Below are 24,508 nucleotides of genomic sequence, written 5' to 3' on the forward strand. Positions count from 1 at the left end.
TGAACCTGATCGAAATCCTCTGGCACCGCTGCAAGCACTACTGGCTCACCCCGGACGACTATCGCACCGAGCAAACCCTACGCGACAAGCTCGACTACCTCATGCCCAGAGTCGGAACTGAGTATACGGTTACTTTTAGCTGACCACTTACCCTGTGAAACCGTTATTGTGATTCCGTTCTGAAGTTTCAGTTCTCTACAACCAACCCGTTTTCATGTCACAAGCAAAAGGCTACGCTGCTCCCGCAGTGCATGCTCCCCTCGTACCCTTCGACTTCCAGCGCCGTGAAGTGGGAGCCCACGATGTACGCATCGAAATTCTATTCTGTGGCGTGTGCCACTCCGACCTGCACCAAGTGCGCGACGAATGGGGCGGTTCTGTTTTCCCTATGGTACCCGGCCACGAAATTGTGGGCCGCGTAACGGAAGTAGGCGCGCACGTGAAAGGCTTTACTGTAGGCGACCTAGCCGGCGTGGGCTGCATGGTGAACTCCTGCCAGCACTGCCCCGAGTGCAACGAAGGCCTTGAGCAGTACTGTGACGAAGGATTTGTGGGCACGTACGGCGCTACCGACCGCGACGGCACCATAACCTACGGTGGCTACTCCAATAGCATTGTGGTAACGGAGAAATTCGTGCTCCACGTGTCGGATAAGCTGGACCTCTCCCGCGTAGCGCCGCTGTTGTGCGCTGGCATCACCACGTGGTCGCCCCTGCGGCAGTGGAACGCTAAGGCTGGCGACCGGGTAGCTGTTATGGGCCTGGGTGGCCTGGGCCACATGGCTGTGAAATTTGCCGTTGCTCTGGGCTGCGAAGTAACTGTGTTCAGCACCTCGCCCAACAAAGAGGCCGATGCCAAAGAACTAGGCGCCCACAAGTTTGTGGTAAGCAAGGATGCCGACGCCATGAAATCGGTGTCGAATTACTTTGACTTGATCATCAACACGGTGTCGGCTACCATGGACCTAACTCCCTACATCAGCACCCTGCGCCTAGACGGCACCATGGTACTGCTGGGCGTGCCACCAGAAGCCCCACAACTGCACGCGTTCAACCTCATTGCCAAGCGTCGTCGTATTGCTGGTTCCCTCATCGGAGGTATTCAGGAAACCCAGGAAATGCTGGATTTCTGCGCCGAGCACAACGTAATGAGCGACGTGGAAGTGATTCCCATGAACTACATCAATGAGGCCTACGAGCGTATGCTGAAGTCTGATGTGAAGTACCGTTTCGTGCTAGACCTAGCCACCATCTAGGCAAGAGCAGTAAAACAGAAGAGCCCGGCTTCCTCCTTGGAAGCCGGGCTCTTCTGTTTTACTGCTCTTGCTGAGTTACTTGTGCGGTAGCAGAGCGAGTGTTCCAACGTTTGCTGCCCCTTCTTCTCAGCAGTAGCAAAGCCACGCCCCCAGCGCTACCTAGCGTGAGTAGATTGGAGACCCAGCTTACGGTCTCTGAGGCCCGGTGTGCCGCTATGGCCGTGGCAATCTGTTTGTGCTGGTCGGGGCGGAACTGGTCGGCGGAAAGCGAAAGCACAACCTGCCCCCTCTTAAAGTGTCTGCGCTGAAATTGCCAAGTGCCTCCTTGGTACCGGGCTACTACCAATCCGGTGGGGTACAAGTTTTCCGTTTCTATGGTTACTTTTTGGTCGGAGAAGAAAACATACTGCACCCAAAATACCCGCCAGTGGTGGTGCTTACTTGCTCGCAAAAAGTACAGCTTCTCAACGTGATGATGGGGGTTCTGAATAACGACTTCGCCAGGGGAAGACGCCAATGAGGACGGAGAACTCAACAAGAGTTTTATTCCTATTATGGGGAGGCTTAGTAGCACCAGGCCTAGTGCCAGTAGCTTGCGGACAAACGAGCTATGGGGCCGCCGAAAAATAAGCAACGCTAGTAGCAGCAGCAGTACCCCATCGGCACCTAGGATAAAAGCGACTACCAAGTCTAGTTGGTGTAGTTGATACAGCATATAGCAATAGCGCGTTGTGTGTCATGAATAATAATTAATATCTACTCTTTTTCTACGGGGTAGCGAAAGGTGCCTTCCAGTGTGAAGCGCTTGCCCCCGCGGCCCGATTCGCAAACGGTGCACCGGTAGGAGCCGGCCAGCCAGTGCTTGGCGCCGTTGATGGCCGTAATCGTAACGGAACCTGGATTATCGGGGCAAGATTTAGAGTAGGCCGCCGTCTTGCCAAAGCGGTAGGAGGCGTCTCGGTTGCGTCCACTCAAGATTTCCTGAAAGCTATACGTGCCCGTCTGAATCGGAAATCGGTCAATCAGGATGGTGAGGCCCTCCCCATCGGGGTCATCGGCCCGGATGATATTGAGGCGGAGCGTGCGGGTGTCGCTGAGGAAAAAACGCGAACTAATAGTATCGGCAGCAACTGCCTGCCCATTCACGCGCAAGGTTAGCAAGCGGGCCGAATCGGGGGGCGTGTGGCGGACAGTGGGGGCAGCACCCAGCAGCGGTAGGAGTAGCAGGGGTAGGAAGCGGTTCATAGAGCAGCTAAGGGCAAGAATCAGCCCAGAAGATACGTCATGGAATTACACGCCTCAAGCACCTGCTCCTAAACCTGTCCCCTGCCGTCAAATGGCCCTCTCTCTAAAACCAGGAAGCCGAGCCTACGTTGGGTAGGTGCCTCGGCTTCCTGGTTTTACTGACTAAGGGACCTGCTACTCCTCGCGCCCTGGGTATTGCTGCAAGGCTACTTCCAAGCAATCCATAGCTTTATTGATAACATCTTGGTTGACCACGTAGGCCATACGCATTTGCTGGCGGCCCAGAATGGAGGTGGCATAAAAGCCCGCTGCCGGCGACACCATGAGCGTTTGCCCGTTGTGCTGAAACTCCTCCAGCAGCCACTGTGCAAACCGCTCGGCATCGTCTACGGGCAGGTGGCAGAGCACGTAGAATGCACCGCGGGGTAGGGGGCAGCGTACGCCAGGCATGGCCCGCAGGCGGCGCACCATCAGGTCGCGGCGGGCCTGGTACTCGGCTTTGGTATGGTCGAAGTAGTCTTCTGGTAAGTCGGCGGCAGCTTCGGCCAGCAGCTGACCCAGGCCGGGCGGGCACACCCGCAGCTGGGCTAGTTTGAATACTACGTCGCGCAGGGACTTATTTTTAGTCACGAGGGCGCCAATACGGGCTCCGCAGGCGCTATACCGCTTCGAGATAGTGTCAATAAGAACCACGTGTTCGTCAACACCTTCGAGGTGTAGGGCGCTGGTGAACTCTCCGTCGTAGCAGAACTCCCGATAGGCTTCATCGGAAAGCAGGTACAGGTTGTGGCGCAGGCAGAGGTCTTTGAGCTGCTCAAGTTCTTGGCGGCTGTATACGTAGCCCGTTGGGTTGTTGGGGCTGCAAATCAGGATGGCCTTGGTGCGGGGCGTAATCTTACGCTCAAACTCCTCAATGGGTGGCAGCGCAAAATCCTGCTCCAGGTGCGATGCCACGGGTACCACGTGCGTGCCCGTAGACACGGCAAACGCAGTGTAGGGCCCGTAGAATGGCTCCGGCACAATAAACTCATCGCCTGGGTTAAGGCAGGCCAGCAGCGCAAACGAAATGGATTCGCTACCGCCCGTAGTTACAATAACGTCCTCGTAGGTGACTGACAAGCCCAGGCGCTGGTAGTAATCGGCCAGCTTGCGGCGGTAGCTCAGCGTACCTGCCGTCGGGCCGTACTCCAGCACTCGAATGTCCGCCTGCTGCACGGCCGCCAGCATGGCTGGCGGCGTCTCGATATCGGGCTGCCCGATGTTGAGGGGATGCACCGTCAGGCCGCGTTGGCGAGCGGCTTCGGCGTAGGGCGTAAGTCGGCGGTAAGGAGAAGGCGGTAAGGCCAGTCCACGCTGCGAAGGTTGAAGCATGGGCTTAAAGTTAGCTTAGCTGCCTAGAACGAGCCACTTTTCCGCGAAACTTCTAATGCAATTACCGCGGAATGCAATTCGCAAGGGCTAGCAAGATAGCCTGGCAATTTGCTGCGTTGGCGTAGGTATGTTGCCTCTACAACCAACCAAAGCAGAATGTGCAACCGACCACGCTAAGTAGTCTCCGCCTTTAGTGCAAACCCCGCAAACCAGCGCCCACGCTACCGGTTATGTTCCCATGACTCCCTCTTCCCCCCAACCCGAAGTATGGCTGCGCGGTCCACTCCCGGATGTGCTGCCCTTGCTACAGCCCATAGCTCACGCCCTGCTGCAAGCCCGCGAGGAGTTGCAGGTTGCCCTGCGCCACTTCCCCAACCACTTATTGCAGGTTCGGCCAGCGGGCGTGGCCTCAGTGGGTTTCCATCTGCGTCACTTGGCCGGCGTGCTTGACCGCATGCAAACTTACGCTCGTCATGAGCCCCTAAGCCAAGCGCAATTCGAGTTTCTGGCTGCCGAGAAAGAGGGCTCTACCACCTCTCCCGACACCGTTGCGCACTTACTACAGCAGTTTGCTGGCCAAGTAGAAGCCATGCTGGACACCCTGCGTGCCACCCCGGAAGCTACGTTGGCGGAATTCCGGCCAGTAGGCCGGGCGGGGCTGCCGAGCACCGTTATGGGCCTGCTCGTACACGCCGCCGAGCACACCACGCGCCACGTGGGGCAGTTGTTGGTCACGGCCCGGGTAGCACAGGCTGGGGCTGCTGCCTCGGCGTAGATTGGATAAGAAATTTCCTGCTGTTTGCCTTTGCTACGACCAGGGTAACAAAAAAGTAATAGCATACCAGAGAGTATGGTCGGCTAGATGGCCCCAGAGCAAGGCCTGCGTTCTGGTAGCGTCCATATTCCGGTGTTCTGATAGGATTGCTTGCCTGGGAATGTGGGCCGGTGAATGGGAATTTGGATGCTCGGGAGGGGCTGCCAGAAGGCGCTAGCGTCCGGCTTACGGTACGGCTCCTCTATAACCCCTGGGTGTTCATTCCGTTGGTATAAGCTCAATCCTTTACCAACTGCTATGGAAAATAAACCAACTAGCCTGCCCCCTCAAGAGCAAGACCAACAGCCCGGAATCGAGGCGGAAATGACCCCACAGCCGGAATATATCCGGTCGAATTATAAGGGAAGCAACAAGCTTCAGGATAAAGTGGCGCTCATCACGGGTGGCGACTCCGGCATTGGTCGGGCCGTGGCCATTCACTTCGCCCGCGAGGGAGCTGATGTAGCCATTACCTACATGCCGCACGAAGAGCAAGACGCCTATGCTACCCGTCAGTTGGTAGAAGCCGAAGGTCGCCGCTGCCTCACCCTGCCCGGCGACTTGCGCGACCGGGAATACTGCCAGTCTATTGTAAGCCAAACCGTGGAACAATTAGGCGGCCTGAACGTGCTGGTGAATAATGCGGCGCAGCAATTCGTGAGTCAGGACGTCACGGATGTAGAAGACCAGCAATGGGAAGACACCTTCCAAGTGAACTTCTTCTCCTTCGTGCGCGTGACTCGGGCCGCCCTAGAACACCTCAAAGAAGGCGACTCTATCATCAACACGTCTTCCATCAACGCCTACCGTGGCAACCAGCAGCTCGTGGATTACACTTCCACCAAAGGTGCTATTACGGCTTACACTCGCTCAATTGCTCAGCAGCTAGCCGAGAAGAAGATTCGGGTAAACTCCGTTGCTCCTGGCCCCATCTGGACGCCCCTTATCCCCGCTAGCTTCCCCGCCGAGAAGGTAGCCTCCTTCGGGAAAGACACGACCATGAAACGCCCCGGCCAACCTTCTGAGGTGGCGCCTGCCTACGTGTTCCTGGCTTCCGAAGATGCTTCCTACATCACGGGGCAAGCTATTCACCCCAATGGGGGCGAGATTCTGAATACCTAAGCCGGCTACGGCTACTGCATGAGAAAGGGCACCCATGTGGGTGCCCTTTGTTATGGGGGGGGATATGGTTAGGCTGCTACTGAGTTGCCTCGCTTGAAATACTGGTTTATTCCTTTCGAGAACAGAAGCATGAGCACAACCGTCAGGTGCAAGGGAACGAGCAGCCCAAAGCCCAGGACTTTACCACCGTGGGGGATGTTGTAGGATAACACGACGTAGGCCAGGTAGAGCTGCACGCAGGAAAACAGTAGCGTAATGAAATGGGCCGGCCGCCACCGCTGAAAAAGAGATATGCTGAGCAGAGTGGTCCAGAGGAAACTGACGGAAATGTGGCCGGAGCTTTCTACAAACCAATCCGCAAACACGCTTGACAGTAAAGAGGTGAGCAATAGGCACGCCGCTACTACCGCCAACTGCCACACGCCATTCTCTCTCGGATTCATACTAGGTAATACGCCCTGGGGCGGCTGGTAAAGAGTAGATAGCTACTGGCGAAGTATACGCAAAGGGCACTAGCCCGTTTAGAAGCAACCGTAGGTTGGAGGGGGCATCGCAGCTTCTAGGTAGCGAAAGCAAAGCTACTATCTGATGGGTGGTTCCTAGCACGCCAAGCACCAGTTTCTAGCAAGATTTTCGCCCAATAATTACCCCGTGCTGGCTGTTACGCCGATGGGGTGTGCAGGTAGTTTTTTATGCGTACTCGTTTGGCCCGGTACCGAAACCAGCCTGCCACCGTGATACCAATTCCTACAGGCACGAATACAACGCCTACCCACACGTAGAGGTAGTCACGAAAGAAGTTGATGAGGGAGAAACCGGCTACCACCAGGGCCATGCCGGTACGTACGTAGGCCAGCACTGTGCGCTCATTGGCCAAGTGGGTGCGTTCCAGCGCAAGCTTGTCGCGTAGGTCGAGGGGAAGCTCAGAGATGAGAGGCGAAGATGAAGGCATGTCCATCTTACGCATAACGACAGTTGTGGTAGGCACTTCTAGAAATCCAGAATCTAGCTTGCAGCCGCCTTATCTGGACTTAACTACGCCCGAAATAGCTTTTTGTCGGCCCAAAAGGTGCCAAATGGCACCACCGATACTACCAAGGCCAGCAGTGCCTTCCGCCACGACCAGCTATGCTCCAAGCTCGCTTGAAGTACTAGTAATAGGTACAGCACAAATAACACCCCGTGCGCCATGCCCACAATGCGCACCGCTGCCGGTTCGCCAGCCAGGTATTTCAGAGGCATGGCAATCCCCAGCAGCACCAGAAACGAAATGCCTTCCAGAAACCCAACAGCGCGTAATCGGCCAAGCGTGGTACGTAGCAATGCAAGCATAAATCCAACTGGAACTGATAAAGCCGCAAGATACGCCTGCCAGCAGTACAACTAGCCACTAAAAATTACCAATGCTCCCGAGATATTAATCCTAAGGGACAGTATTGCTGTCCGAAATTTGAAAATAGTAAAGTGAAAATTAAACCCCCGCGCCAGCCTTACAGCCAACGCGGGGGTTCTTATGATTAATTGGCTAGTGCCAAGCTACTACATCCGGCTGATAATCTCGTCGCCGAACTCGCTGCACTTCAGCAGGGTAGCACCTTCCATCAGACGCTCGAAGTCGTAGGTAACGCGCTTTGAGGCAATGGCGGCTTCGAGCCCTTTGTAGATCAGGTCGGCGGCTTCCTGCCAGCCCAGGTGCTCAAACATCATGGCACCCGACAGGATAACCGAGCCGGGATTCACTTTGTCTTGGCCAGCATACTTGGGTGCGGTGCCGTGGGTCGCTTCGAAAATGGCGTGGCCCGTTAGATAGTTGATGTTGGCACCGGGAGCAATGCCAATGCCGCCTACAATAGCTGCCAGCGCATCGGAGATATAGTCGCCGTTCAGGTTCAGGGTAGCTACTACCGAGTACTCGGCGGGGCGGAGCAATATTTGCTGCAAGAAGGCATCGGCAATGCTGTCCTTAATCAGGATCTTACCACCTTCCAGAGCTGCGCGCTGCTGAGCATCGGCTACTTCTTGGCCCTGCTTGGCAACTACCTTGTCGTACTGGTTCCACGTGTACACTTTGTCGCCAAACTCGCGCTCTGCCAGTTCGTAGCCCCAGGTTTTGAAAGCCCCCTCGGTAAACTTCATGATGTTGCCCTTGTGGACCAACGTCACCGACGGTTTGTTGTGCTCAATGGCATACTGAATAGCCGCGCGTACCAAGCGCTCTGTACCTTCCTTCGATACGGGCTTGATGCCGAACGACGAGGTCTCGGGGAAGCGAATTTTCTTCACGCCCATCTCATCCTGCAGAAATTCCAGCATTTTCTGGGCCTGCGGCGTGCCGTTCATGTACTCAATACCGGCGTAAATATCCTCCGTGTTTTCGCGGAAGATCACCATGTCGGTCAGGTTGGGCTGCTTCACGGGCGAGGGTACGCCTTCAAACCACCGCACCGGGCGTACGCAAGCGTACAAGTCAAGCTCCTGGCGCAAGGCCACGTTCAGAGACCGGATACCACCACCCACGGGAGTAGTCAGGGGGCCTTTGATGCCCACCAGGTATTCGCGGAAAGCATCGAGGGTTTCGTTTGGCAGCCAGTTGTTGGTTTGCTTGAAGGACTTCTCGCCGGCCAATACCTCTTTCCACACCAGCTTGCGCGAGCCGCCATAGGCTTTTTCTACTGCCGCGTCGAACACGCGGACGGAAGCCGCCCAAATGTCCGGACCCGTGCCGTCGCCTTCGATGAACGGAATGATGGGTTGATCGGGCACGTGCAGCTTGCCGTTCTTGATGGTGATTTTCTCTGCCATTGTTGAAAAGGTACTTAGGTACTATAGGTTTTTGGTGGTGGGCCCCGTCCCTAGCTCCTCCCGGGGGAGGGGTACGTCTAGTTTCTAGCTATTCACTTCGGATTTCTTGCTCTCAGGTGGATAGATGTAGAACTAGAAATAACAGCCCAGGCTAGTGCTCCTATCTTGCTGAGTAGGGGCTAGGGATAGAGTACTTAATAGCCGAAAATCTCTTTCAGCGTAAGTTGCTGGACCTGCCCGTACTTGGCCAGTTCCTTGAAGTTGAGGCGGTCCTTGGAGCCGATAACCAGAATGGTTTGCGGCTGCCCTTTCACGCGAGCCTGCTGGAACTTCTGCAAGTCCTGGAAGCTCATGTTAGGCGTCTGCTCGTACACGTCGCGGCGCACATCATAATCGAGGCCGAGGCGTTTGGCCCGCTCGTAGCTGAAGAGGATGTCCGACTTAGTGATGCGCTCCGTGGCAATGCTGTTGCGGATGGCGTTCTTGGCAATCTGCAGATTGGCTTCGGCCACGGGCATATCGTTGAGCAGGGTGTTCATGCCGGCCATAGCCTCGGGCAGCTTGTCGCTCTGGGTGCCAATGTAGCTGAGGTTGTAGGAGCTGCGCCCTACCTTATCAGCCGAGGCAAACCGCGAGGAAGCCGAGTACGCCAGCGCTTTCGACTCGCGTAGTTCCTGGAACACAATACTGCCCATACTCCCCCCAAAATACTCGTTGTAGAGGCTGGTAGTAGGTATCAGTCCTTTGTCGTACACGGGCCCTTTGCTCAGGAACAGAATTTCGGCCTGTACCATGTTGTAGTCTACCCAATATACTTTGCGGTCCGTCATGGGCTGCTCCGCGAAGTCCTTGTTAGCTGGCACGGGCGTGAGCTTAGCAGGTACGCGGTGGGTTGTATTCAGCGTAGACGCTAAGGCGTCGGTAGCGCGTGGCCCGTAGTACAGCACGCGGTGCTGGTAGGTCGGGAGCTTCTGGATGAGGGCGGTGAGCTGCTCAGGCTTCAGCGCTTTTAGCTCTTTCTCGCTTAGTTGGCTGGTGAAGGGGTTTTTCGCGCCGTACTTGGCGTAGTTCACCAGGGCCTGGTTCAGAATAACTCCTTTGTTGAGCTTGGCATCCTGGCGGGCTTTCAACACCCCAGCCACCATGTTCTTGAGGGCGGCGGCATCGGGCTTGGGGGCGGCAAGCAGACTTTCGAACAGCTGCAAGGCTTGCTCAAAGTTGCTGTCGAGGCCGGAGAGGCTCACGAAGGTGCGGTCCTGGCCGCTTTGCACCGAGAAAGAGCACCCGAGCTTGTAGAACTCCTGCTGGAGCTGGGCGGCGTTGTATTTGCCGGTGCCCAGGTACTGCAGGTAGTCGGTAGCGAGACCAAGCTTGGGGTCATTGTTGGTACCCAAGTCCAGCGCGTAGTACAGGTTGAAGAGGTTGTTCTCCTCGTTGTGGGTGTAGTACACCGGAATGCCCGAGGCCAGCTTGGTTTCCTGAATGTCCTTCTTGTAGTCCAGGAAAACCGGCTGCAATTCGGGCGACGTCTTAGCCGTAACTTCTTTGTAGAACGCAGAGGCCGCTTCGCGGTTTACGGGCACGGGCGTAATGGAGGGCTTCACCACTTTCACCTTGTTGGGGTCCTGGCCGGTGCGCTTGTACACCAGCGCGTAGCCGGGGCCGTAGTACTCGTTGGCCACGCGCATCACGTCCTGCTTGGTGATGGTAGCGAAGTCGTCGAACTGTTTGAGGTAGTCCTTCCAATCTTCGCGGGCCACAAACGCCGCCACAAAAGCGCCGGCACGAGCCTCGTTGCTTTCGTAGCTGCGGGTACGCTGTAACTGCTCGTTGTTGATAATGGCCGGAATCAGCCACTCTGGGAAGTCACCCTTCTTTACCTTGGCTAGCTCGCCCAGCAGTAAGTCGCGGACTTGCGTGAGGCTTTGGCCCTGGCGGGGGGTAGCGTACAGAACGTGGGTGGAGTAGTCGTTGTTGAGGTCGGTGAAAGAAGCCGCACTCAATACCGTTTGCTTCTGATTCAGGTCCAGGTCAATGAGGCCGGCCTGCCCGTTGCTCAGGATCTTATCAATCATGCGCAGCACCAGCGCGTCGCGGGAGGCAGTGCCGGGAAAGCGGAAGCCGAGCATTACGTTTTCAGCATCGGGCCCCAGTATTTGCTTGACAAGGGGCGCCGTGATGGGCGCTTCCTGGGCCGGAGTGAAAGTAGGTACTGGCTTGGCCTGTAGCTTGCCAAAATACTGGTCAATCAGCCGGATGGTCTGGTCGTAGTCCAGGTCACCGGAAAGGCAGAGGGCTACGTTGTTGGGCACGTAGTACTGCCCGAAGTACTTCTTGATTTCTGTAATGGAAGGGTTCTGCAAGTGCTCGATGGTCCCGATGGTGGTTTGGGTACCATACTCGTGCTTTTGGAACAAGCTGCTGTTCAGGGCTTCAAACTCCTTACGGAAGTCACTATCCAAGCTGCGGTTTTTCTCCTCGTATACTGCTTCCAACTCCGTGTGGAACAGGCGGGGCACCATTTCCTGCATGCGCTCGGCCTGCACGGCAGCCCACTTCTCTAGCTGGTTGCTCGGAATATCTTCCTGGTATACCGTCTGCTCCACCGAGGTGTAGGCGTTCGAGCCCTTGGCCCCGATGGCGCCCATTACCTTGTCGTACTCATTTGCCACGGCGTACTTAGCAGCCACGCTCGATACCGAATCTATCTGATGGTAGAGCTTTTTGCGCAATGCGGCGTCGCGAGTACTGCGATACTGCTCGTAAAGCGCCTCAATTTTGTCCAACTCTGGCTTCTCCGCGGCCCAGTTCTGAGTACCCAACTTAGAGGTGCCTTTGAACACCATGTGCTCCAAGTAGTGCGCCAGGCCGGTAGCGGTGTGCGGGTCATTCTTAGAACCGGCGCGCACCGCTATGTACGTTTGAATGCGCGGCGCATCATCGTAGTCCGACAAGTACACCGTTAGGCCGTTATCTAGGGTGTAGATACGCGCTTTAAGCGGGTCGCCTTCCACCGTTTGGTACTTGTACTCTTTCTGTTGCGCAGCTGGCACAGTTGTAGTAGGCGCAGCCGAGGTAGGTGGAGTGGCCGCCGGCTTACTTGTCTGACACTGGGTAAGGCCGAGCGTAGCCAGGGCCGGAAGGATAAGCAGCAGGGGTTTCTTCACGGGCAAATTCGACGCGGAAAACGGAGCAGGAAAGGATTAGGGCCAAAGATAGGCCGCCCCCCTGGGAATAAAAAGCTTGGCGAAGGGCCGCTTCCCGCGAAGTGCGAAAATTTGCGTATGAGAATCATGGCTCAGCGAGAACAGCTAAACTGCCCTGCCCAGCCTTGGTTTTGTACTCATTCGATCAGCGCCCTACCAGTAGAAACACAAAAACTGCCCTGTGGGTAGCAAGCAGAAGTTGAGTTACCCGTTTAAGGTAGCCTACATGCTGTTTGCCAGCCCACAGGGCAGCGGTAAAACGTAGCGGTGATCCTAAAAGTCAGCGTCGAGACCCAGCTTCTGCTTCATGGCCGTCAGCATGGGGTACTTTTCCATCAGATACTCTAGCTTGTCGCTGGAAGTATAGAGCTTGCGGCCGGTATCTACCCGCTCCACTACTTCCACTTGCACATTGATGCGAGGGTAGCCCGTCCGTCGCCGTAGTTCACCTAGGAAGTCGGCCCGAAACTCGTTGAACTGGTCCTCCTGCACCGGATTGTCTACGCGTAGCACAATAACATGCTGGGCGTTGGCTTGGACGGGGCGGTTGAGCAGGCTGTACTGGCTCATGCTAATGGCCTTCCGCTCTTCAATCAGCTCGGCCCATACCCGCTGCAGCACTTCGTCGTTCACGGCGGGTAGGCCGGTTACGGGGCCCGCTGGTTCCGCCTCCGTGGTAGTTTTTCCAGCGGCAGCTTGCTGCTCTAGCTGGGCCTTCATTGCGCTTAGGCTGCCTAAGCCGGGTAGCTTGGTGCCAAGCCCAAGTGGCTTGCCGGTGGGCATGCCGGGCCGAGGAGGGGGCAAGGGCGCCGCCGTAACGGGTACCTGGCCCGGCTCGTGGCCCGCCACGCTGGGCGTACCAATTTCTACGTGCGGCACTGAGTCGCGCAGTTGGGGCGTGGCCGGAACCTGAGTTGCTGCTTCATCCTCAATGCTGGGCGTATCATGAAGCTCTTCTACCCCGCTTTCAATGGGTACGATGGGCTCGGGGTCGGCAGGGCCCGATACTACCGTAAGCGCTACGGCAGGCGGTCCAGCCGGCGGCGGTACGGGCGCGGGCGGCGTATTCTCTGGGGCCTTCGCGTGTGGAGCAGCCGTTTCAATACGGTTGCTGACCGGAGCCAGACTAGGCGCAGGAGTGGCCGGGGGCGTTACGCTACTTTTTTTTTTCGCCTCGTCGTTGCCCGACGAGGCTTGCGCGGTACCGTTAGCTGCTGGGCCAGCACCTAAGTCGCGGGCAAATTGCACGGCACCGTTGAGGTAGGCCAGCTTCATTAGCATCAGCTCCACGTGCAGGCGCTGGTTCTTGGCTTGCTTAAACTCCCGGTCGCACTGGCTGACCAGGTTTAGCGCCGAAAGCAGGAAGGCCAGCGGTGCCGCCTGGGCTTGCTGCACGTAGCGGCTACGGATGTTATCGGATACTTCCAATAGTTGCACCGTCACGGGGTCTTTGCACACCAGCAAGCCTCGCAAGTGCTCAGCCGCGCCCACCACAAAGTTGTGCAGGTCAAACCCGTTCTGCATCACTTCCTCCAGCAGAAGTAATGTCCCCGACAGGTTCTCTGCCAGTAAGGCGTCTACTAGCCGGAAGTAGTACTCATAATCTAGAATGTGCAGATTCTGCACAACGTCCTTATAGCGCAAATCGTGGCCCGAGAAGGTCACCATCTGGTCGAACATCGAGAGGGCGTCGCGCAGGCCACCGTCGGCCTTCTGGGCTAGCAGGTGCAAGGCGTCGTCTTCGGCCTGAATGTGCTCCTGAGTAGCTACATAGCGCAGGTGCCCCCGGATGTCGTCTACCCGAATCCGGTTGAAGTCGAATATCTGGCAGCGTGAAAGAATCGTTGGAATAATCTTGTGCCGCTCGGTGGTAGCCAAGATGAAGATGGCGTAGCTCGGCGGCTCCTCTAAGGTTTTCAGGAAAGCATTGAAGGCCGCATTCGAGAGCATGTGCACCTCGTCAATGATATACACCTTAAAGCGGCCCTGCTGAGGGGCGTAGCGCACCTGCTCAACCAAGCTGCGGATGTCTTCCACCGAGTTGTTGGAGGCCGCGTCCAGCTCGTGCACGTTGAAGGAGGCATTCTCCTGGAAGGCTCGGCAGGAGCTGCACTTACCGCACGCCTCTAGCTCAAATGGGGTATTATCCGGGTCAGCGGCCTGCTGCAGCGCATCGGGTACAATGTCGGGCTGCGTGCGCAGCAGCTCCGAAACCGGGCGGCCTTTGCGCACGTGCTCTTCCACAAACTCGCAGTTAATGGTCTTAGCCAGAATGCGCGCGCAAGTGGTTTTGCCCACTCCGCGTGGGCCACAAAACAGGAACGCCTGAGCCAAGTGCTGGCTAACAATGGCGTTCTGCAGCGTGGTAGTAACGTGCTGCTGCCCAACTACGCTGCGAAACGTAGCGGGACGGTATTTCCGGGCCGAAACAACGAAATTCTCCATAAGTCCTGACCACAAAGATACGCAATACCTGCCCCGAATCCGCCCCTTGCGCTAGGTCTGGCCTGTTAATTCGCGGTAATGTAGGCGGAATTACAAGTGCATGTTCGCCTGATAATTGTATTGATAAATAGCGTTTTTTGCGTGTATAATCACGTTGCTAAAGTGGCAAAGGAACAGGTTGCTACCAGCAGCAAGTAGTCAGAGTTTGAAACGAGATTTGCTCCACGAACTAGGTTGCTCAGTGTTGCAGGGTAAAGCGGTGTAGTGGGAACAATTTCAATCACCAACAACGTTTTCTACTCAACGTGCGTACATTTGCACCCCGCTACTTGTGGCGGGCATCGTTCTTTACCAATTGGGGCTGACCGGAATTGACAGCTTGTGCAGGTCGCGAGTAAGCGTGTCGGGAGTTGGATGAATCTCCCGTTAAAAAGTCGTCCAAACAACAACCGGCGAGTATAGCTACGCCATGGCTGCCTAATCTAGGTATTAGGTAATGTCATCGTCCCGCATCCGTCCTCCTTCTCACGGGTGAGTTCGGGGCGTCGTAAGCAGTTAGGATAGTCTTGGTGGCGCTGCGACGCCAGGGCGAAATCAAGCAGATAAGGGGAGACTAAGGGCCTGATGTGCGCCTGGGCTCCTTCGAAAATTCAAGCATAGATACACACGTAGAAAGCTCGACGGCTTCCTTGTCTGGACCAGGGTTCGAATCCCTGCAGCTCCACCCCTAACCCCGTCCCTGATTCAGGGACGGGGTTTTTCATTTCTATGGTATGTGGAACCACAGTTTTGCATCAAGAAGATACTTCACTCACCTGTGAAAATCACAACGCCCTGGCTATGTCCTATAGTCAGGGCGTTGTGATTTTCACAGGTGAGTGCTTGGGTAGGGCGTGCTCGGAATAGCGGAGTACTAGCCCCAAAACACCAGCAGCCATACAAGTAGGCACAGCATTACCGTGGTAAGAGCTTTTCGCCACCAAGCTGGCTGCATTGTGCTCGTATCGTGGGTGGGAATTGGGGTGTTGTCGGTGTAGTTTTTGTACGTGTAGGGGTGCTGGTCCATATAAAGTATAGCTAAAAAGCCTCGGGGATCCGAGTGGTGGGTGGGAGTAGGAGAGGGAATAGGGCGAAACGTACGGACAACTGCCTAGCTTGGATGGAAGTAGGGGGCGAAACAGCCGAAGTACTCGATCAATGTACAGGATTACTATGTTAATAAATGTGACTTTTCAAGTCAAAATCAATCTGTTAAGCTACCTGCGCCATTCCACCTTCAGCGTGCAGTAGGTGGTTGCTCACCACTGCCGCCTGGTAGCAAGGGGCATAGCCAGCCATACCATGTGCTTATATATCTAACTTAAAAAACTCGCCCTTGGCCTTTAGAGAGGACTGCCGAATGACAAGGTCCCCGGTAATGACGAAGGTGCGCGGCTGGAACGATTCTTTTTCCTGCACTTGCTCTAAAAACAAACGAGCAGCTTGCTGACCAATACGGTAAGGGTGCAGGTTAACGGTAGTCAGGCCTGGCTCAATCATAGAGGCCATAAACTCATCTCCGAAACCTACCACGGCCATATCTTCGGGTACACGCAGGCCGCGGGCCTTTAGGGCTACCAGCAAATCGAAGGCATTGGTGTAGTTGATGGCGAAGATGGCATCGGGCGGGTGGGGGAGAGCCAGCCAGGTATCTAAGGCAGCTACTGCCTGCTCTGGCTTGAAGTTGATATGCGTACGTAGCTCATCGCGCAGGGGCATGCCATACTTTTGCAATGCACTCACGTAACCCGCCAAGCGGTTGCGGCTGATAAGCAGGCTTTCGGGGCCCGCCAAAATAGCAATACGCCGGGCGCCCTGCTCAATCAGATGCTGGGTTACGCTGAAGGCACCATTCCAGTCGTCTAGGATAACCTTGGCAGTATCCACCTCATTACACACCCGGTCGAAGTGTACAATGGGAATGCCGCGGCTGGCGGGTTGCTTTACGTGGTCGAAGTTTTCGGTTTCGCGGGAGTGGCATATCAGCAGGCCGTCTACGCGACTCGCAATAAGGGCCTGCACGTTGCTAACCTCCATCTCGTACGATTCCTTCGACTGGCAGATCATTACCCGATAGCCCGCCTCCGCTACTACCTGCTGAATCCCACTCACGGCCGTAGCGAAGAATGGCCGTTCAATATCAGGTATTACCACCCCAATGGTTTTGGTTTCACTGCTTTTCAGGCTTTGCGCCAGTAAGTTAGGCTGATAGTCGAGCTGGCGTGCTACCTCCAGAATAGCTTGGCGAGTATTAGCATTGATATCGGAGTGGCCATTGAGCGCGCGCGACACCGTGGAGGGCGCTACCCCTAGTTCCTTGGCTACGTCGCTGATGGTAGTTTGGCGGCGTTTTTTCTCTGGGATGGGCAGTGCTTTTTCATCCGTGAAGTGGTAGTTACAGGCTTTGCAGTGGTAACGCTGCCGCCCCCGGATGAAGCCAGCGCGCATTACCGCATCAGCCAACCGACACTTGGTACATTTGATCATGGGGTGGGAATTGAATTATTCCAAAGGTGGGTAGATGCCGCGGAAAAGTAAGGCAGCACTAGGGGTTTTTAATTGAAGGATAATCTACAGAATTTTTTTACTGCTTTAGAACTGTGCTTCACCTACCGAAAACGTTTTCGAAAACGTTTTCGGTATTTTTATTTAGAAATCAGCCGTTTAGGAGGGTTTTTGAAGTGCCAATACACTCGCTTGTTTTTTTATCTTCGGTAGTAAGTACTCCCTAACTGCTCTGCATCGGTAATACGGCTGATGCACTAATAGGGTAGCTGAACGGTAATAAAAATTGCACTTTTTGCTAGAAAGAGTACCTCTTATATGTTGCACACCATGCGCTGGTTTGGTCCCCAGGACCCGGTTTCTCTTTTTACACTTCGGCAGGCCGGCTGCACGGGCGTTGTAACGGCCCTGCATCAGGTACCAGTAGGGGCAGTGTGGAGCATTGAAGCCATTCAGGAACGGCAGCGGCTTGTGGAGCAGGATAATATTCAGTACTCACCTCTGAAGTGGGCGGTGGTAGAAAGCCTGCCCGTCCATGAAGACATCAAGAAGGGTCGCGTAACTCGCGCCGAATACATTCGCAATTATCAGCAGAGCCTGCGCAACTTGGCCGCCTGTGGCATTCACACGGTGTGCTACAACTTCATGCCCGTCTTGGATTGGTCGCGCACCAATCTTACGTACGAAATGCCCGACGGCTCGCGGGCCCTACGGTTTGTGTGGCAGGACTTTGCTTTGTTTGACCTGTGCATCCTACGGCGCCCTGGTGCCGAAGCCGACTACGAAGTAGAGGTAGCGGCCGCTGCCCGCGCGCAGTTCGAGAACATGTCGGCCGCTGAGGTGACTGCCCTGACTAACGTGGTGCTGCTAGGACTACCCGGTTCGGAAGAGGCCTTCGAGCTGGCTGGTTTTCAAGCCCTGCTTGACGAGTATGCCAGCATCAATGCCGCTACGTTGCGCGAAAACCTGTATTACTTTCTGCGGGAGGTAGGGCCAGTAGCCGAAGAAGTAGGCGTGAACCTTTGCATTCACCCCGATGACCCACCGTTTCCCCTGCTGGGCTTGCCTCGCGTAGTGAGTACCGAAGCCGACCTGCTAGGCCTACTACAAGCCTACGACTCACCGGCCAATGGCCTGACGTTTTGCACTGGTTCCCTGGGCGTGCGGCCCGATAATGATCTGCCCGGCATTGTGCGGCGCCTGGGAAACCGCATTCACTTTGTGCATTTGCGTGCTACTAAGCGCGAAGAAAACCCGCGCAACTTCCACGAGGCCGACCACCTCACCGGCGACGTGGATATGTACGCGGTAGTACGCGAACTAGTGATAGAGGAGCAGCGCCGGGCTGCCACCGGCCAGGGCAACCCCGCCCTCCCCATGCGCCCCGACCACGGCCACCAGATGCTCGACGACCTGGAGAAGCGCACGTACCCCGGCTACTCCGCCATTGGGCGCCTGCGCGGACTAGCCGAACTGCGGGGTCTGGAGTTGGGCATCCGGCGCAGTCTAGAGGCGGACTTACAAGAGCCACTGGCTACTTCCATCCACGCTGCGCGCTCCCTTTAACTGTTCTCTTTCGCTGTCCATCCCACCCATGCTACCCCGTTTTTTCCTGCTGCTTGCGTTCCTCAGCCTCGGCATTTATCTGCCTGGGCGCGCCGATGATGGCTACCGCTTGTGGCTGAAATATGATGAGCTGCCCGAAGCCAGCCTGCGCAAGGCCTGGCAGGCGCAAGCACGCGGGATTACGCTGGCATCTGCTTCAACTCCCACCCTGCAAACTGCCGCCCGCGAGCTGCAACTCGGGCTGCAAGGGCTGCTAGGGCGCCCGGTGCCGGTAGGGACGGCATCGGGCAGCAAGGGCCTCATTCGGCTGCGCGTAGCTCCCGACCCTAGCTTGGGTAAGGAAGGCTACCGCATCACTAGCCAAGCCAGCGGGTTGGAAATCACTGGCCCCACCGACGCGGCTGTGCTGTACGGGTGCTTTGCTCTCCTACGGCAGGTACAAACTGGGCAACAGCCCAACCAGTTCAACCTAAGTAGCCAGCCCCGGATTCAGTACCGCTTACTCAACCACTGGGACAACCCCAACGGCACTGTGGAGCGCGGTTATGCGGGCTCCTCTATCTGGAAGTGGCACGAACTACCCGAGCGAATAGACCCGCGCTACCAAGACTACGCCCGGGCCAATGCCTCCATCGGGATTAACGGGGTAGTGTTGAACAACGTGAATGCCAGTGCCCGCTACCTCACCCCCGAGTACTTGCAGAAAGTAGCTGCCCTGGCCGGTGTAATGCGCCCCTACGGCATCCGGGTGTACCTGTCCGTGCTGTGGGCTGCTCCCAAAGTTATTGGTGGGTTGCCTACCTCTGACCCACTCGACCCCAAGGTGAAGCAGTGGTGGGCCGCCCGCACCGATGAAATCTACCGGACTATTCCCGACTTCGGCGGCTTTCTAGTGAAGGCCAACTCTGAAGGCGAGCCTGGCCCCCAGGACTACGGCCGCAACCACGCCGATGGGGCTAATATGCTGGCGGCTGCTTTAGGCAACCACGATGGTATTGTGATGTGGAGGGCCTTCGTGTATAAGGCCAACTCCAAGGGCGACCGGTTCAAGGAAGCCTACCAGGAGTTTCAGCCCCTCGATGGCCAGTTTGCTTCCAAAGTACTAGTACAAGTGAAAAACGGTCCCATCGACTTTCAAGCCCGGGAGCCTTTTCACCCGCTGTTCGGCGCTATGCCTCGCACGCCACTCGTGCTGGAAGTGCAGCTGACGCAAGAATACTTGGGCTTTGCTACCCACCTGGTATACCTGGGGCCGCTCGTGAAAGAGTGCCTGATGGCCGATACGTACGCCCAAGGGCCTGGCTCTACCGTCGCCAAGGTGGTCGATGGTACCCTGGAAAAGCACGCAATCAGTGGCATTGCGGGCGTAGCTAACATTGGCTCCGACCGCAACTGGACCGGGCACCCGGTAGGGCAAACCAACTGGTACGCCTTCGGGCGCTTGGCCTGGGACCACACGCTTAGCCCGGAGGCTGTTGCCGAAGAATGGACGAAAATGACTTTGACGCGGGAGCCGGCTGCGTTGGCTAGCATCCTGCCCGTGCTAAATCAGTCGCGCGACATCTACGTGCGCTACACTACACCCATGGGCCTCCACCATATCATGGGTCAGACCCTGCACTACGGTCCGGAGCCGTGGCTTTCCCAAAGCGCCCGCCCCGACTGGACTTCGGTGTACTACCACAAAGCCGACTCTGTGGGATTGGGTTTTGAGCGCACAGCCCGCGGCTCCAACGCTTTATCCTTGTACTCTCCTGGAGTGCGCCAGCAGTGGAGCAACCCCGCTACCTGCCCGCTCGACTACCTGCTCTGGTTTCACCATGTAGGGTGGGGGCAGCGTCTGAGCACCGGCCGCACCCTCTGGGATGAGCTGTGCACCCGCTACTACACGGGCGCCGATTCAGTACTGTGGATGCAGCGGCAGTGGGAGCAAGCCCGCCCCGCCGTGGATGCCGAACTACACGCCGATGTAGCCGCCCGCCTGCGCATTCAGCACCGCGAGGCTCTGTGGTGGCGCGATGCCTGCGTGCTCTACTTCCAGACGTATGCGCGGCGGCCGATTCCGCCTACGCTCATGCCACCTACCCGCCCCCTGGCCGAAATCAAGCAGCTGGTCGATATCTACCAATTGCGCTAATACTTCCTCTGTTACCCCTTTCTCACATGGCACATCTGGAGCCTTTCGTATCCCCGCATGCCCAAGCCAACGGGCAGCACCAGCCCAATCCATTTTCCTTGGAAGGGAAAATAGCCCTCGTGACGGGCGGTGGCACTGGTATTGGCCTGGAAATAGCCCGCTGCATGGCTACGGCTGGCGCTACCGTCATCATCACCGGTCGTCGCGAATCGGTGCTGCAGGAAGCGGCCACGGAGTTGGGCGAATCGGTGCATTACCTCACCAACGACGTGTGCGAATTAGACACTTTGGAGGACTTGGTTGCTCAGATTGAGGCTACCCACGGCCCGCTGGACATCTTGGTGAACAACGCCGGCATCAACATGAAGAAGCCCGCATTGGAGGTCACGGATGAGGAATTCAGCCGCATCATTCACACCAACCTCAACGCCGTGTTTGCCCTCACCCGCACCTGCGCCAGCCGCATGATGGAGCGCAAGAGCGGCGTAATTCTGATGATTTCATCCATGGCGGCCTACTACGGCATCGACCGGGTAGTAGCCTACGCCGCTTCTAAGTCGGCAGTGGAGGGCATGGTGAAAGTGCTAGCCTCGGAGTTCTCCAAGAACAATGTGCGGGTAAACGCCATTGCACCGGGCTTCATTGAAACCGACATGAGCCGCACGGCCATGAACTCCGACCCCGACCGCCGTGACCGGGCCATGCGCCGCACGCCCATGGGCAAGTTCGGCCAGCCGTCTGACATCGGCCACGCGGCTGTGTTCCTCGCCTCCGAGGCAGCACGCTACATCACCGGGGCTTCGCTGCCCGTGGATGGTGGCAATTCTATCGGCTTTTAGCGCCCTCGCGGGCTACCTGCAACATCCCACATTTTAAAATTCCCACACTCCATGCACGCAACTATACGAAAATCGGCTCTTGGGCTGGGTTGGCCGCTACTCCTTGCTACCGGTTTGCCCCTGGCCGGTACCCTGCTTGCCCCGATGCAGGCGCAAGCCCAATCAACTCGCACCGTAACAGGCCGCGTGACCGAGCAGGCCACCGGCGAAGGTATTCCGGGCGTAACGGTGGTGGTGAAAGGCACTTCCGCTGGAGCTTCTACGGGTGCGGATGGCTCTTTCTCGGTGCAGGCCCCAGCTAACGGCACTACCCTGGTGTTCTCGGCTATTGGCTACGTGTCGGTAGAGCAGCCCATCGGCTCCGGCACAACGTTTAACGTAACCCTTTCCACCGACGCCAAGGCCCTGGATGAAGTAGTAGTAGTAGGCTACGGCGTGCAGAGAGCAGAAGCGGTAACTGGTTCAGTTGCTTCTATCAGTGGAGAGTCGTTGCGCGAAGTGCCATCTGCCAACATCTCACAGGCCTTACAAGGCCGTTTGCCAGGTGTGCAGTTTTCGCAATCTTCCTCCCAGCCTGGTGCGAGCACGCAAATTCGGATACGCGGTACTCGCTCACTTGGTGCCAGTAATGATCCATTGATTGTATTGGATGGTATTCCTTTCCCTGGTTCAATTGGTGACATCAACCCCAACGATATTCAGAGTGTAGATATCTTGAAAGACGCGTCGGCCACGGCTATTTACGGGTCACGTGGGGCAAATGGAGTTGTCCTGATAACTACCAAAGGGGGCAAAACAGGTCAAAAACCGCAAATAACATACGATGGGTTTGTTGGCGCTAAGACCCTCTTCGCCAAATACCCTATGATGAATGGGCCTGAGTTTGTTGCGCTTCGCAAAGCAGCGGGCCTGTATACGAACGCCCTGGATGAAGCCGATGATGTAAATACTGATTGGCAGGATTTGCTATACAAAACTGGCATTCAATCAAACCATAACTTAGGTGTTTCTGGTGGTACTGAAAACGGGCGTTATAATTTCAATGCGGGCTATTATCAGGAAGAAGGTGTAATTCCTACTCAGCAGTATACCCGCTATTCTGTTCGTGGAACGCTTGACCAAGGAGTTGGTAAGTATATCCGGTTAGGTTTCACCACAAATAACACCTACAACCTATCAGAAGGCTCGAATGTAGGTATATATGGTATCCTGAATTCATCGCCAATTGCCAATCCGTACAATGCTGATGGTAGCTTAAAAAGAACCATCAGAATGCCCTTGGATGAGCAGTGGGTGTATACAAGAGATATAGTAGAAGAGCTGAGCGATAGATGGTTAAGTGAAACCAGAGCTTTTGCCACCTACAACACCATATTCGGGGAAGCTAAAATTCCTGGCGTAGAGGGGTTGAAGTATCGGGTCAACCTAGGGGTAAACTACCGGCAGAGCCAGGGTGGTTCTTACACCGGACAGGGAATAACCGCTGTTAACCCTACTACACCTTCCACGGCATCCGTTAGTAACCAGGTTACTAGAGACTGGACTATTGAAAACATTGTATCCTATGACCGCACCTTTGCCCAAAAGCATAATGTAAATGTCATAGCCTTATATTCTGCCTCAGATAACACGTTCAACCAGTCGCGAATTGCGGCCAGGGATATTCCGTCCGACGCCTTCCAATATTACAATCTGGGACTGGCCGCCGGCGAAATCACAGTACCCCCCGGTGACCAGATATACTCCAAAAGTGGTCTGATGTCCTACATGGGACGCGTGATGTACTCCTATGATGACCGGTATTTGCTATCGGCTACGGTCCGTTCGGATGGCTCCTCTAGACTTGCTCCAGGCTACAAGTGGAATACCTATCCTGCTGTGTCGGTAGGCTGGAACATAGCCAGAGAATCGTTTATGCAGGATATTTCTGCCATAAACATGCTGAAACTGCGAGCTGGTTATGGTGTAACGTCGAACCAATCCATTAACCCGTATGCCACTCTGGGCCGTTTAGCTACCAGACCATACAATTTTGGGCCAACCAATTACCAGACGGGGCTATTCGTAAACCAACTGCCGAACGCTACCCTAGGTTGGGAATACTCAAAGACCTGGAACTATGGATTGGATTTCGCTACGCTGAACAACCGTCTTTCGGGTACCGTTGAGTACTACGTTACAAACACCGAGGATATTCTGCTCCCTTTGCCATTGCCTCCAACTTCTGGCGTGGATAGTTATACTGCCAATATTGGATCTACCCAAAACAAAGGGGTGGAGCTGTCTTTGAACGGTGTGATCTTAGACAACCTCAATGGCTGGACCTGGGAGGCGGGCTTTAACATGTATGCTAACCGTAACAAGATTACGGCGCTTGCCGGCGAACAGCAAAGAGACGAAGGAAACTGGTGGTTTGTTGGCAAACCTATCAACGTAATATTTGATTACGAAAAAATAGGATTGTGGCAAGAAGGAGACCAGTACCGAAACATTCTTGAGCCAGGCGGAAACGTAGGTATGATCAAGGTGAAATACACCGGTGACTACAACTCCGATGGTACCCCTACCAGAGCGATTGGCCCGCAAGACCGTCAAATTTTGGATGTAAACCCGAACTTCCAAGGAGGTTTCAACACTCGAGTTGCGTATAAGGGATTTGATTTTAGTACGGTAGGAGCCTTCCAAAGCGGCGGTATCCTTATTAGTACCCTATATGGTTCATCTGGCTACCTCAATCTGATGAACGGTCGCCGTGGCAACGTAAAAGTGGATTACTGGACTCCGGAGAACACGGACGCCAAATACCCTAAGCCAGGTGGCCTTGCGAGCGGCGACAATCCAAAATATGGCAGTACGCTGGGTTATTTTGATGCTTCTTACCTGAAGGTGCGCACCATTTCGCTGGGCTATAACTTTGATAACAACGCGTGGTTGAAAAAAGCTGGAGTTAGCAGACTACGGCTTTATGCGACGGCTCAGAACCCATTTGTGATATTCTCTCCTTATAAGAAAGAATCTGGCATGGACCCTGAGACTAACTCTTACGCCGACCAAAATGTGGCCGTAACTGCGGGCACGCCGAGCCGTCTGCTGACAATAGGTACCAACGCACCTGCAACCCGGACCTACTTGTTAGGCCTGAACCTTACCTTTTAAGAAAGA

Annotated in this window: 18 protein-coding genes and 1 other RNA gene; 8 read left to right on the forward strand and 11 right to left on the reverse strand. The window is 55.7% G+C overall.

The window, feature by feature from the left end; genetic code table 11:
- The first annotated feature begins 214 nt into the window (after window positions 1-214).
- A complete protein-coding gene (locus tag CHB83_RS12770) occupies window positions 215-1,255 on the forward strand; it encodes an NAD(P)-dependent alcohol dehydrogenase (protein ID WP_045690221.1) in 1,041 nt (346 codons plus the stop codon).
- A 58-nt stretch (window positions 1,256-1,313) separates the two neighbouring features.
- Here CHB83_RS12770 and CHB83_RS12775 read toward each other — a convergent pair whose 3' ends face one another.
- The 3 genes from CHB83_RS12775 to CHB83_RS12785 all read right to left on the reverse strand — a co-directional run bounded on the left by CHB83_RS12775 (window position 1,314) and on the right by CHB83_RS12785 (window position 3,871).
- The gene (locus CHB83_RS12775; protein ID WP_089332918.1) at window positions 1,314-1,970 is read right to left on the reverse strand and encodes a hypothetical protein; all 657 of its coding nucleotides are present in this window, start codon (window positions 1,968-1,970) and stop codon (window positions 1,314-1,316) included.
- 41 nt (window positions 1,971-2,011) lie between these two features.
- Window positions 2,012-2,500: a hypothetical protein gene (locus CHB83_RS12780; RefSeq protein WP_045690126.1), complete on the reverse strand. Its 489-nt coding sequence runs from the start codon at window positions 2,498-2,500 to the stop codon at window positions 2,012-2,014.
- A 174-nt stretch (window positions 2,501-2,674) separates the two neighbouring features.
- Window positions 2,675-3,871 (reverse strand): pyridoxal phosphate-dependent aminotransferase, encoded by a 1,197-nt coding sequence (locus CHB83_RS12785; RefSeq protein WP_089332919.1) that lies wholly within the window; start codon window positions 3,869-3,871, stop codon window positions 2,675-2,677.
- Between the two features lie 238 nt (window positions 3,872-4,109).
- On the opposite strand from CHB83_RS12785, the gene CHB83_RS12790 reads away from it, so the two are divergent.
- Together CHB83_RS12790 and CHB83_RS12795 are read left to right on the forward strand one after the other, a co-directional pair.
- Window positions 4,110-4,646: a DinB family protein gene (locus CHB83_RS12790; protein WP_089332920.1), complete on the forward strand. Its 537-nt coding sequence runs from the start codon at window positions 4,110-4,112 to the stop codon at window positions 4,644-4,646.
- Between the two features lie 297 nt (window positions 4,647-4,943).
- Window positions 4,944-5,807 (forward strand): SDR family oxidoreductase, encoded by an 864-nt coding sequence (locus tag CHB83_RS12795; protein WP_089332921.1) that lies wholly within the window; start codon window positions 4,944-4,946, stop codon window positions 5,805-5,807.
- A gap of 68 nt (window positions 5,808-5,875) precedes the next feature.
- On the opposite strand, the gene CHB83_RS12800 is transcribed toward CHB83_RS12795, so the two are convergent.
- The 6 genes from CHB83_RS12800 to dnaX all read right to left on the reverse strand — a co-directional run bounded on the left by CHB83_RS12800 (window position 5,876) and on the right by dnaX (window position 14,260).
- Window positions 5,876-6,250 (reverse strand): hypothetical protein, encoded by a 375-nt coding sequence (locus CHB83_RS12800; protein ID WP_089332922.1) that lies wholly within the window; start codon window positions 6,248-6,250, stop codon window positions 5,876-5,878.
- A gap of 218 nt (window positions 6,251-6,468) precedes the next feature.
- Window positions 6,469-6,774 carry a DUF202 domain-containing protein gene (locus tag CHB83_RS12805; RefSeq protein ID WP_218823177.1) on the reverse strand — a complete coding sequence of 102 codons (306 nt, stop codon included), beginning with the start codon at window positions 6,772-6,774 and terminating at the stop codon, window positions 6,469-6,471.
- A 68-nt stretch (window positions 6,775-6,842) separates the two neighbouring features.
- Window positions 6,843-7,139: a DUF3817 domain-containing protein gene (locus CHB83_RS12810; protein ID WP_089332924.1), complete on the reverse strand. Its 297-nt coding sequence runs from the start codon at window positions 7,137-7,139 to the stop codon at window positions 6,843-6,845.
- A gap of 207 nt (window positions 7,140-7,346) precedes the next feature.
- Window positions 7,347-8,609, reverse strand: coding sequence for an NADP-dependent isocitrate dehydrogenase (icd, locus tag CHB83_RS12815; RefSeq protein ID WP_089332925.1), 1,263 nt, complete (start codon window positions 8,607-8,609; stop codon window positions 7,347-7,349).
- 194 nt (window positions 8,610-8,803) lie between these two features.
- The gene (locus CHB83_RS12820) at window positions 8,804-11,776 is read right to left on the reverse strand and encodes a M16 family metallopeptidase (RefSeq protein WP_245855349.1); all 2,973 of its coding nucleotides are present in this window, start codon (window positions 11,774-11,776) and stop codon (window positions 8,804-8,806) included.
- Between the two features lie 312 nt (window positions 11,777-12,088).
- Window positions 12,089-14,260 (reverse strand): DNA polymerase III subunit gamma/tau, encoded by a 2,172-nt coding sequence (gene dnaX, locus CHB83_RS12825; RefSeq protein ID WP_089332926.1) that lies wholly within the window; start codon window positions 14,258-14,260, stop codon window positions 12,089-12,091.
- A gap of 357 nt (window positions 14,261-14,617) precedes the next feature.
- On the opposite strand from dnaX, the gene ssrA reads away from it, so the two are divergent.
- Window positions 14,618-14,987, forward strand: a transfer-messenger RNA (tmRNA) gene (ssrA, locus tag CHB83_RS12830).
- Window positions 14,988-15,173: 186 nt separating this feature from the next.
- Here the strand turns inward: ssrA and CHB83_RS23835 are convergent.
- Together CHB83_RS23835 and CHB83_RS12835 are read right to left on the reverse strand one after the other, a co-directional pair.
- Entirely contained in the window at window positions 15,174-15,326 is a 153-nt protein-coding gene (locus tag CHB83_RS23835; protein ID WP_179225527.1) for a hypothetical protein, read from the reverse strand.
- Between the two features lie 281 nt (window positions 15,327-15,607).
- Window positions 15,608-16,786 (reverse strand): LacI family DNA-binding transcriptional regulator, encoded by a 1,179-nt coding sequence (locus tag CHB83_RS12835; protein WP_089332927.1) that lies wholly within the window; start codon window positions 16,784-16,786, stop codon window positions 15,608-15,610.
- A gap of 336 nt (window positions 16,787-17,122) precedes the next feature.
- Here CHB83_RS12835 and uxuA point away from each other — a divergent pair, with 336 nt between their 5' ends.
- From uxuA to CHB83_RS12855, 4 genes are read left to right on the forward strand one after another with little or no spacing between them, the layout of a single operon-like run.
- Window positions 17,123-18,370, forward strand: coding sequence for a mannonate dehydratase (gene uxuA / locus CHB83_RS12840; RefSeq protein WP_245855350.1), 1,248 nt, complete (start codon window positions 17,123-17,125; stop codon window positions 18,368-18,370).
- Between the two features lie 28 nt (window positions 18,371-18,398).
- Window positions 18,399-20,507 (forward strand): alpha-glucuronidase family glycosyl hydrolase, encoded by a 2,109-nt coding sequence (locus tag CHB83_RS12845; protein ID WP_089332928.1) that lies wholly within the window; start codon window positions 18,399-18,401, stop codon window positions 20,505-20,507.
- 26 nt (window positions 20,508-20,533) lie between these two features.
- Window positions 20,534-21,346 (forward strand): SDR family NAD(P)-dependent oxidoreductase, encoded by an 813-nt coding sequence (locus tag CHB83_RS12850; protein WP_045689786.1) that lies wholly within the window; start codon window positions 20,534-20,536, stop codon window positions 21,344-21,346.
- A gap of 51 nt (window positions 21,347-21,397) precedes the next feature.
- A complete protein-coding gene (locus tag CHB83_RS12855) occupies window positions 21,398-24,502 on the forward strand; it encodes a SusC/RagA family TonB-linked outer membrane protein (RefSeq protein ID WP_089332929.1) in 3,105 nt (1,034 codons plus the stop codon).
- Window positions 24,503-24,508: the final 6 nt, after the last annotated feature.

Source organism: Hymenobacter mucosus, assembly GCF_900188255.1.
Lineage (GTDB): Bacteria > Bacteroidota > Bacteroidia > Cytophagales > Hymenobacteraceae > Hymenobacter > Hymenobacter mucosus.

What these genes read in the sequence shown, in the direction of transcription:
- CHB83_RS23835 (WP_179225527.1), bottom strand. Translation starts at nt 15,326, where the DNA reads ATGGACCAGCACCCCTACACGTACAAAAACTACACCGACAACACCCCA.
- CHB83_RS12855 (WP_089332929.1), top strand. Translation starts at nt 21,398, where the DNA reads ATGCACGCAACTATACGAAAATCGGCTCTTGGGCTGGGTTGGCCGCTA.
- CHB83_RS12790 (WP_089332920.1), top strand. Translation starts at nt 4,110, where the DNA reads ATGACTCCCTCTTCCCCCCAACCCGAAGTATGGCTGCGCGGTCCACTC.
- CHB83_RS12805 (WP_218823177.1), bottom strand. Translation starts at nt 6,774, where the DNA reads ATGCGTAAGATGGACATGCCTTCATCTTCGCCTCTCATCTCTGAGCTT.
- dnaX (WP_089332926.1), bottom strand. Translation starts at nt 14,260, where the DNA reads ATGGAGAATTTCGTTGTTTCGGCCCGGAAATACCGTCCCGCTACGTTT.
- CHB83_RS12810 (WP_089332924.1), bottom strand. Translation starts at nt 7,139, where the DNA reads ATGCTTGCATTGCTACGTACCACGCTTGGCCGATTACGCGCTGTTGGG.
- CHB83_RS12770 (WP_045690221.1), top strand. Translation starts at nt 215, where the DNA reads ATGTCACAAGCAAAAGGCTACGCTGCTCCCGCAGTGCATGCTCCCCTC.
- CHB83_RS12800 (WP_089332922.1), bottom strand. Translation starts at nt 6,250, where the DNA reads ATGAATCCGAGAGAGAATGGCGTGTGGCAGTTGGCGGTAGTAGCGGCG.
- CHB83_RS12845 (WP_089332928.1), top strand. Translation starts at nt 18,399, where the DNA reads ATGCTACCCCGTTTTTTCCTGCTGCTTGCGTTCCTCAGCCTCGGCATT.
- CHB83_RS12780 (WP_045690126.1), bottom strand. Translation starts at nt 2,500, where the DNA reads ATGAACCGCTTCCTACCCCTGCTACTCCTACCGCTGCTGGGTGCTGCC.
- CHB83_RS12835 (WP_089332927.1), bottom strand. Translation starts at nt 16,786, where the DNA reads ATGATCAAATGTACCAAGTGTCGGTTGGCTGATGCGGTAATGCGCGCT.
- icd (WP_089332925.1), bottom strand. Translation starts at nt 8,609, where the DNA reads ATGGCAGAGAAAATCACCATCAAGAACGGCAAGCTGCACGTGCCCGAT.
- uxuA (WP_245855350.1), top strand. Translation starts at nt 17,123, where the DNA reads ATGTTGCACACCATGCGCTGGTTTGGTCCCCAGGACCCGGTTTCTCTT.
- CHB83_RS12850 (WP_045689786.1), top strand. Translation starts at nt 20,534, where the DNA reads ATGGCACATCTGGAGCCTTTCGTATCCCCGCATGCCCAAGCCAACGGG.
- CHB83_RS12785 (WP_089332919.1), bottom strand. Translation starts at nt 3,871, where the DNA reads ATGCTTCAACCTTCGCAGCGTGGACTGGCCTTACCGCCTTCTCCTTAC.
- CHB83_RS12795 (WP_089332921.1), top strand. Translation starts at nt 4,944, where the DNA reads ATGGAAAATAAACCAACTAGCCTGCCCCCTCAAGAGCAAGACCAACAG.
- CHB83_RS12775 (WP_089332918.1), bottom strand. Translation starts at nt 1,970, where the DNA reads ATGCTGTATCAACTACACCAACTAGACTTGGTAGTCGCTTTTATCCTA.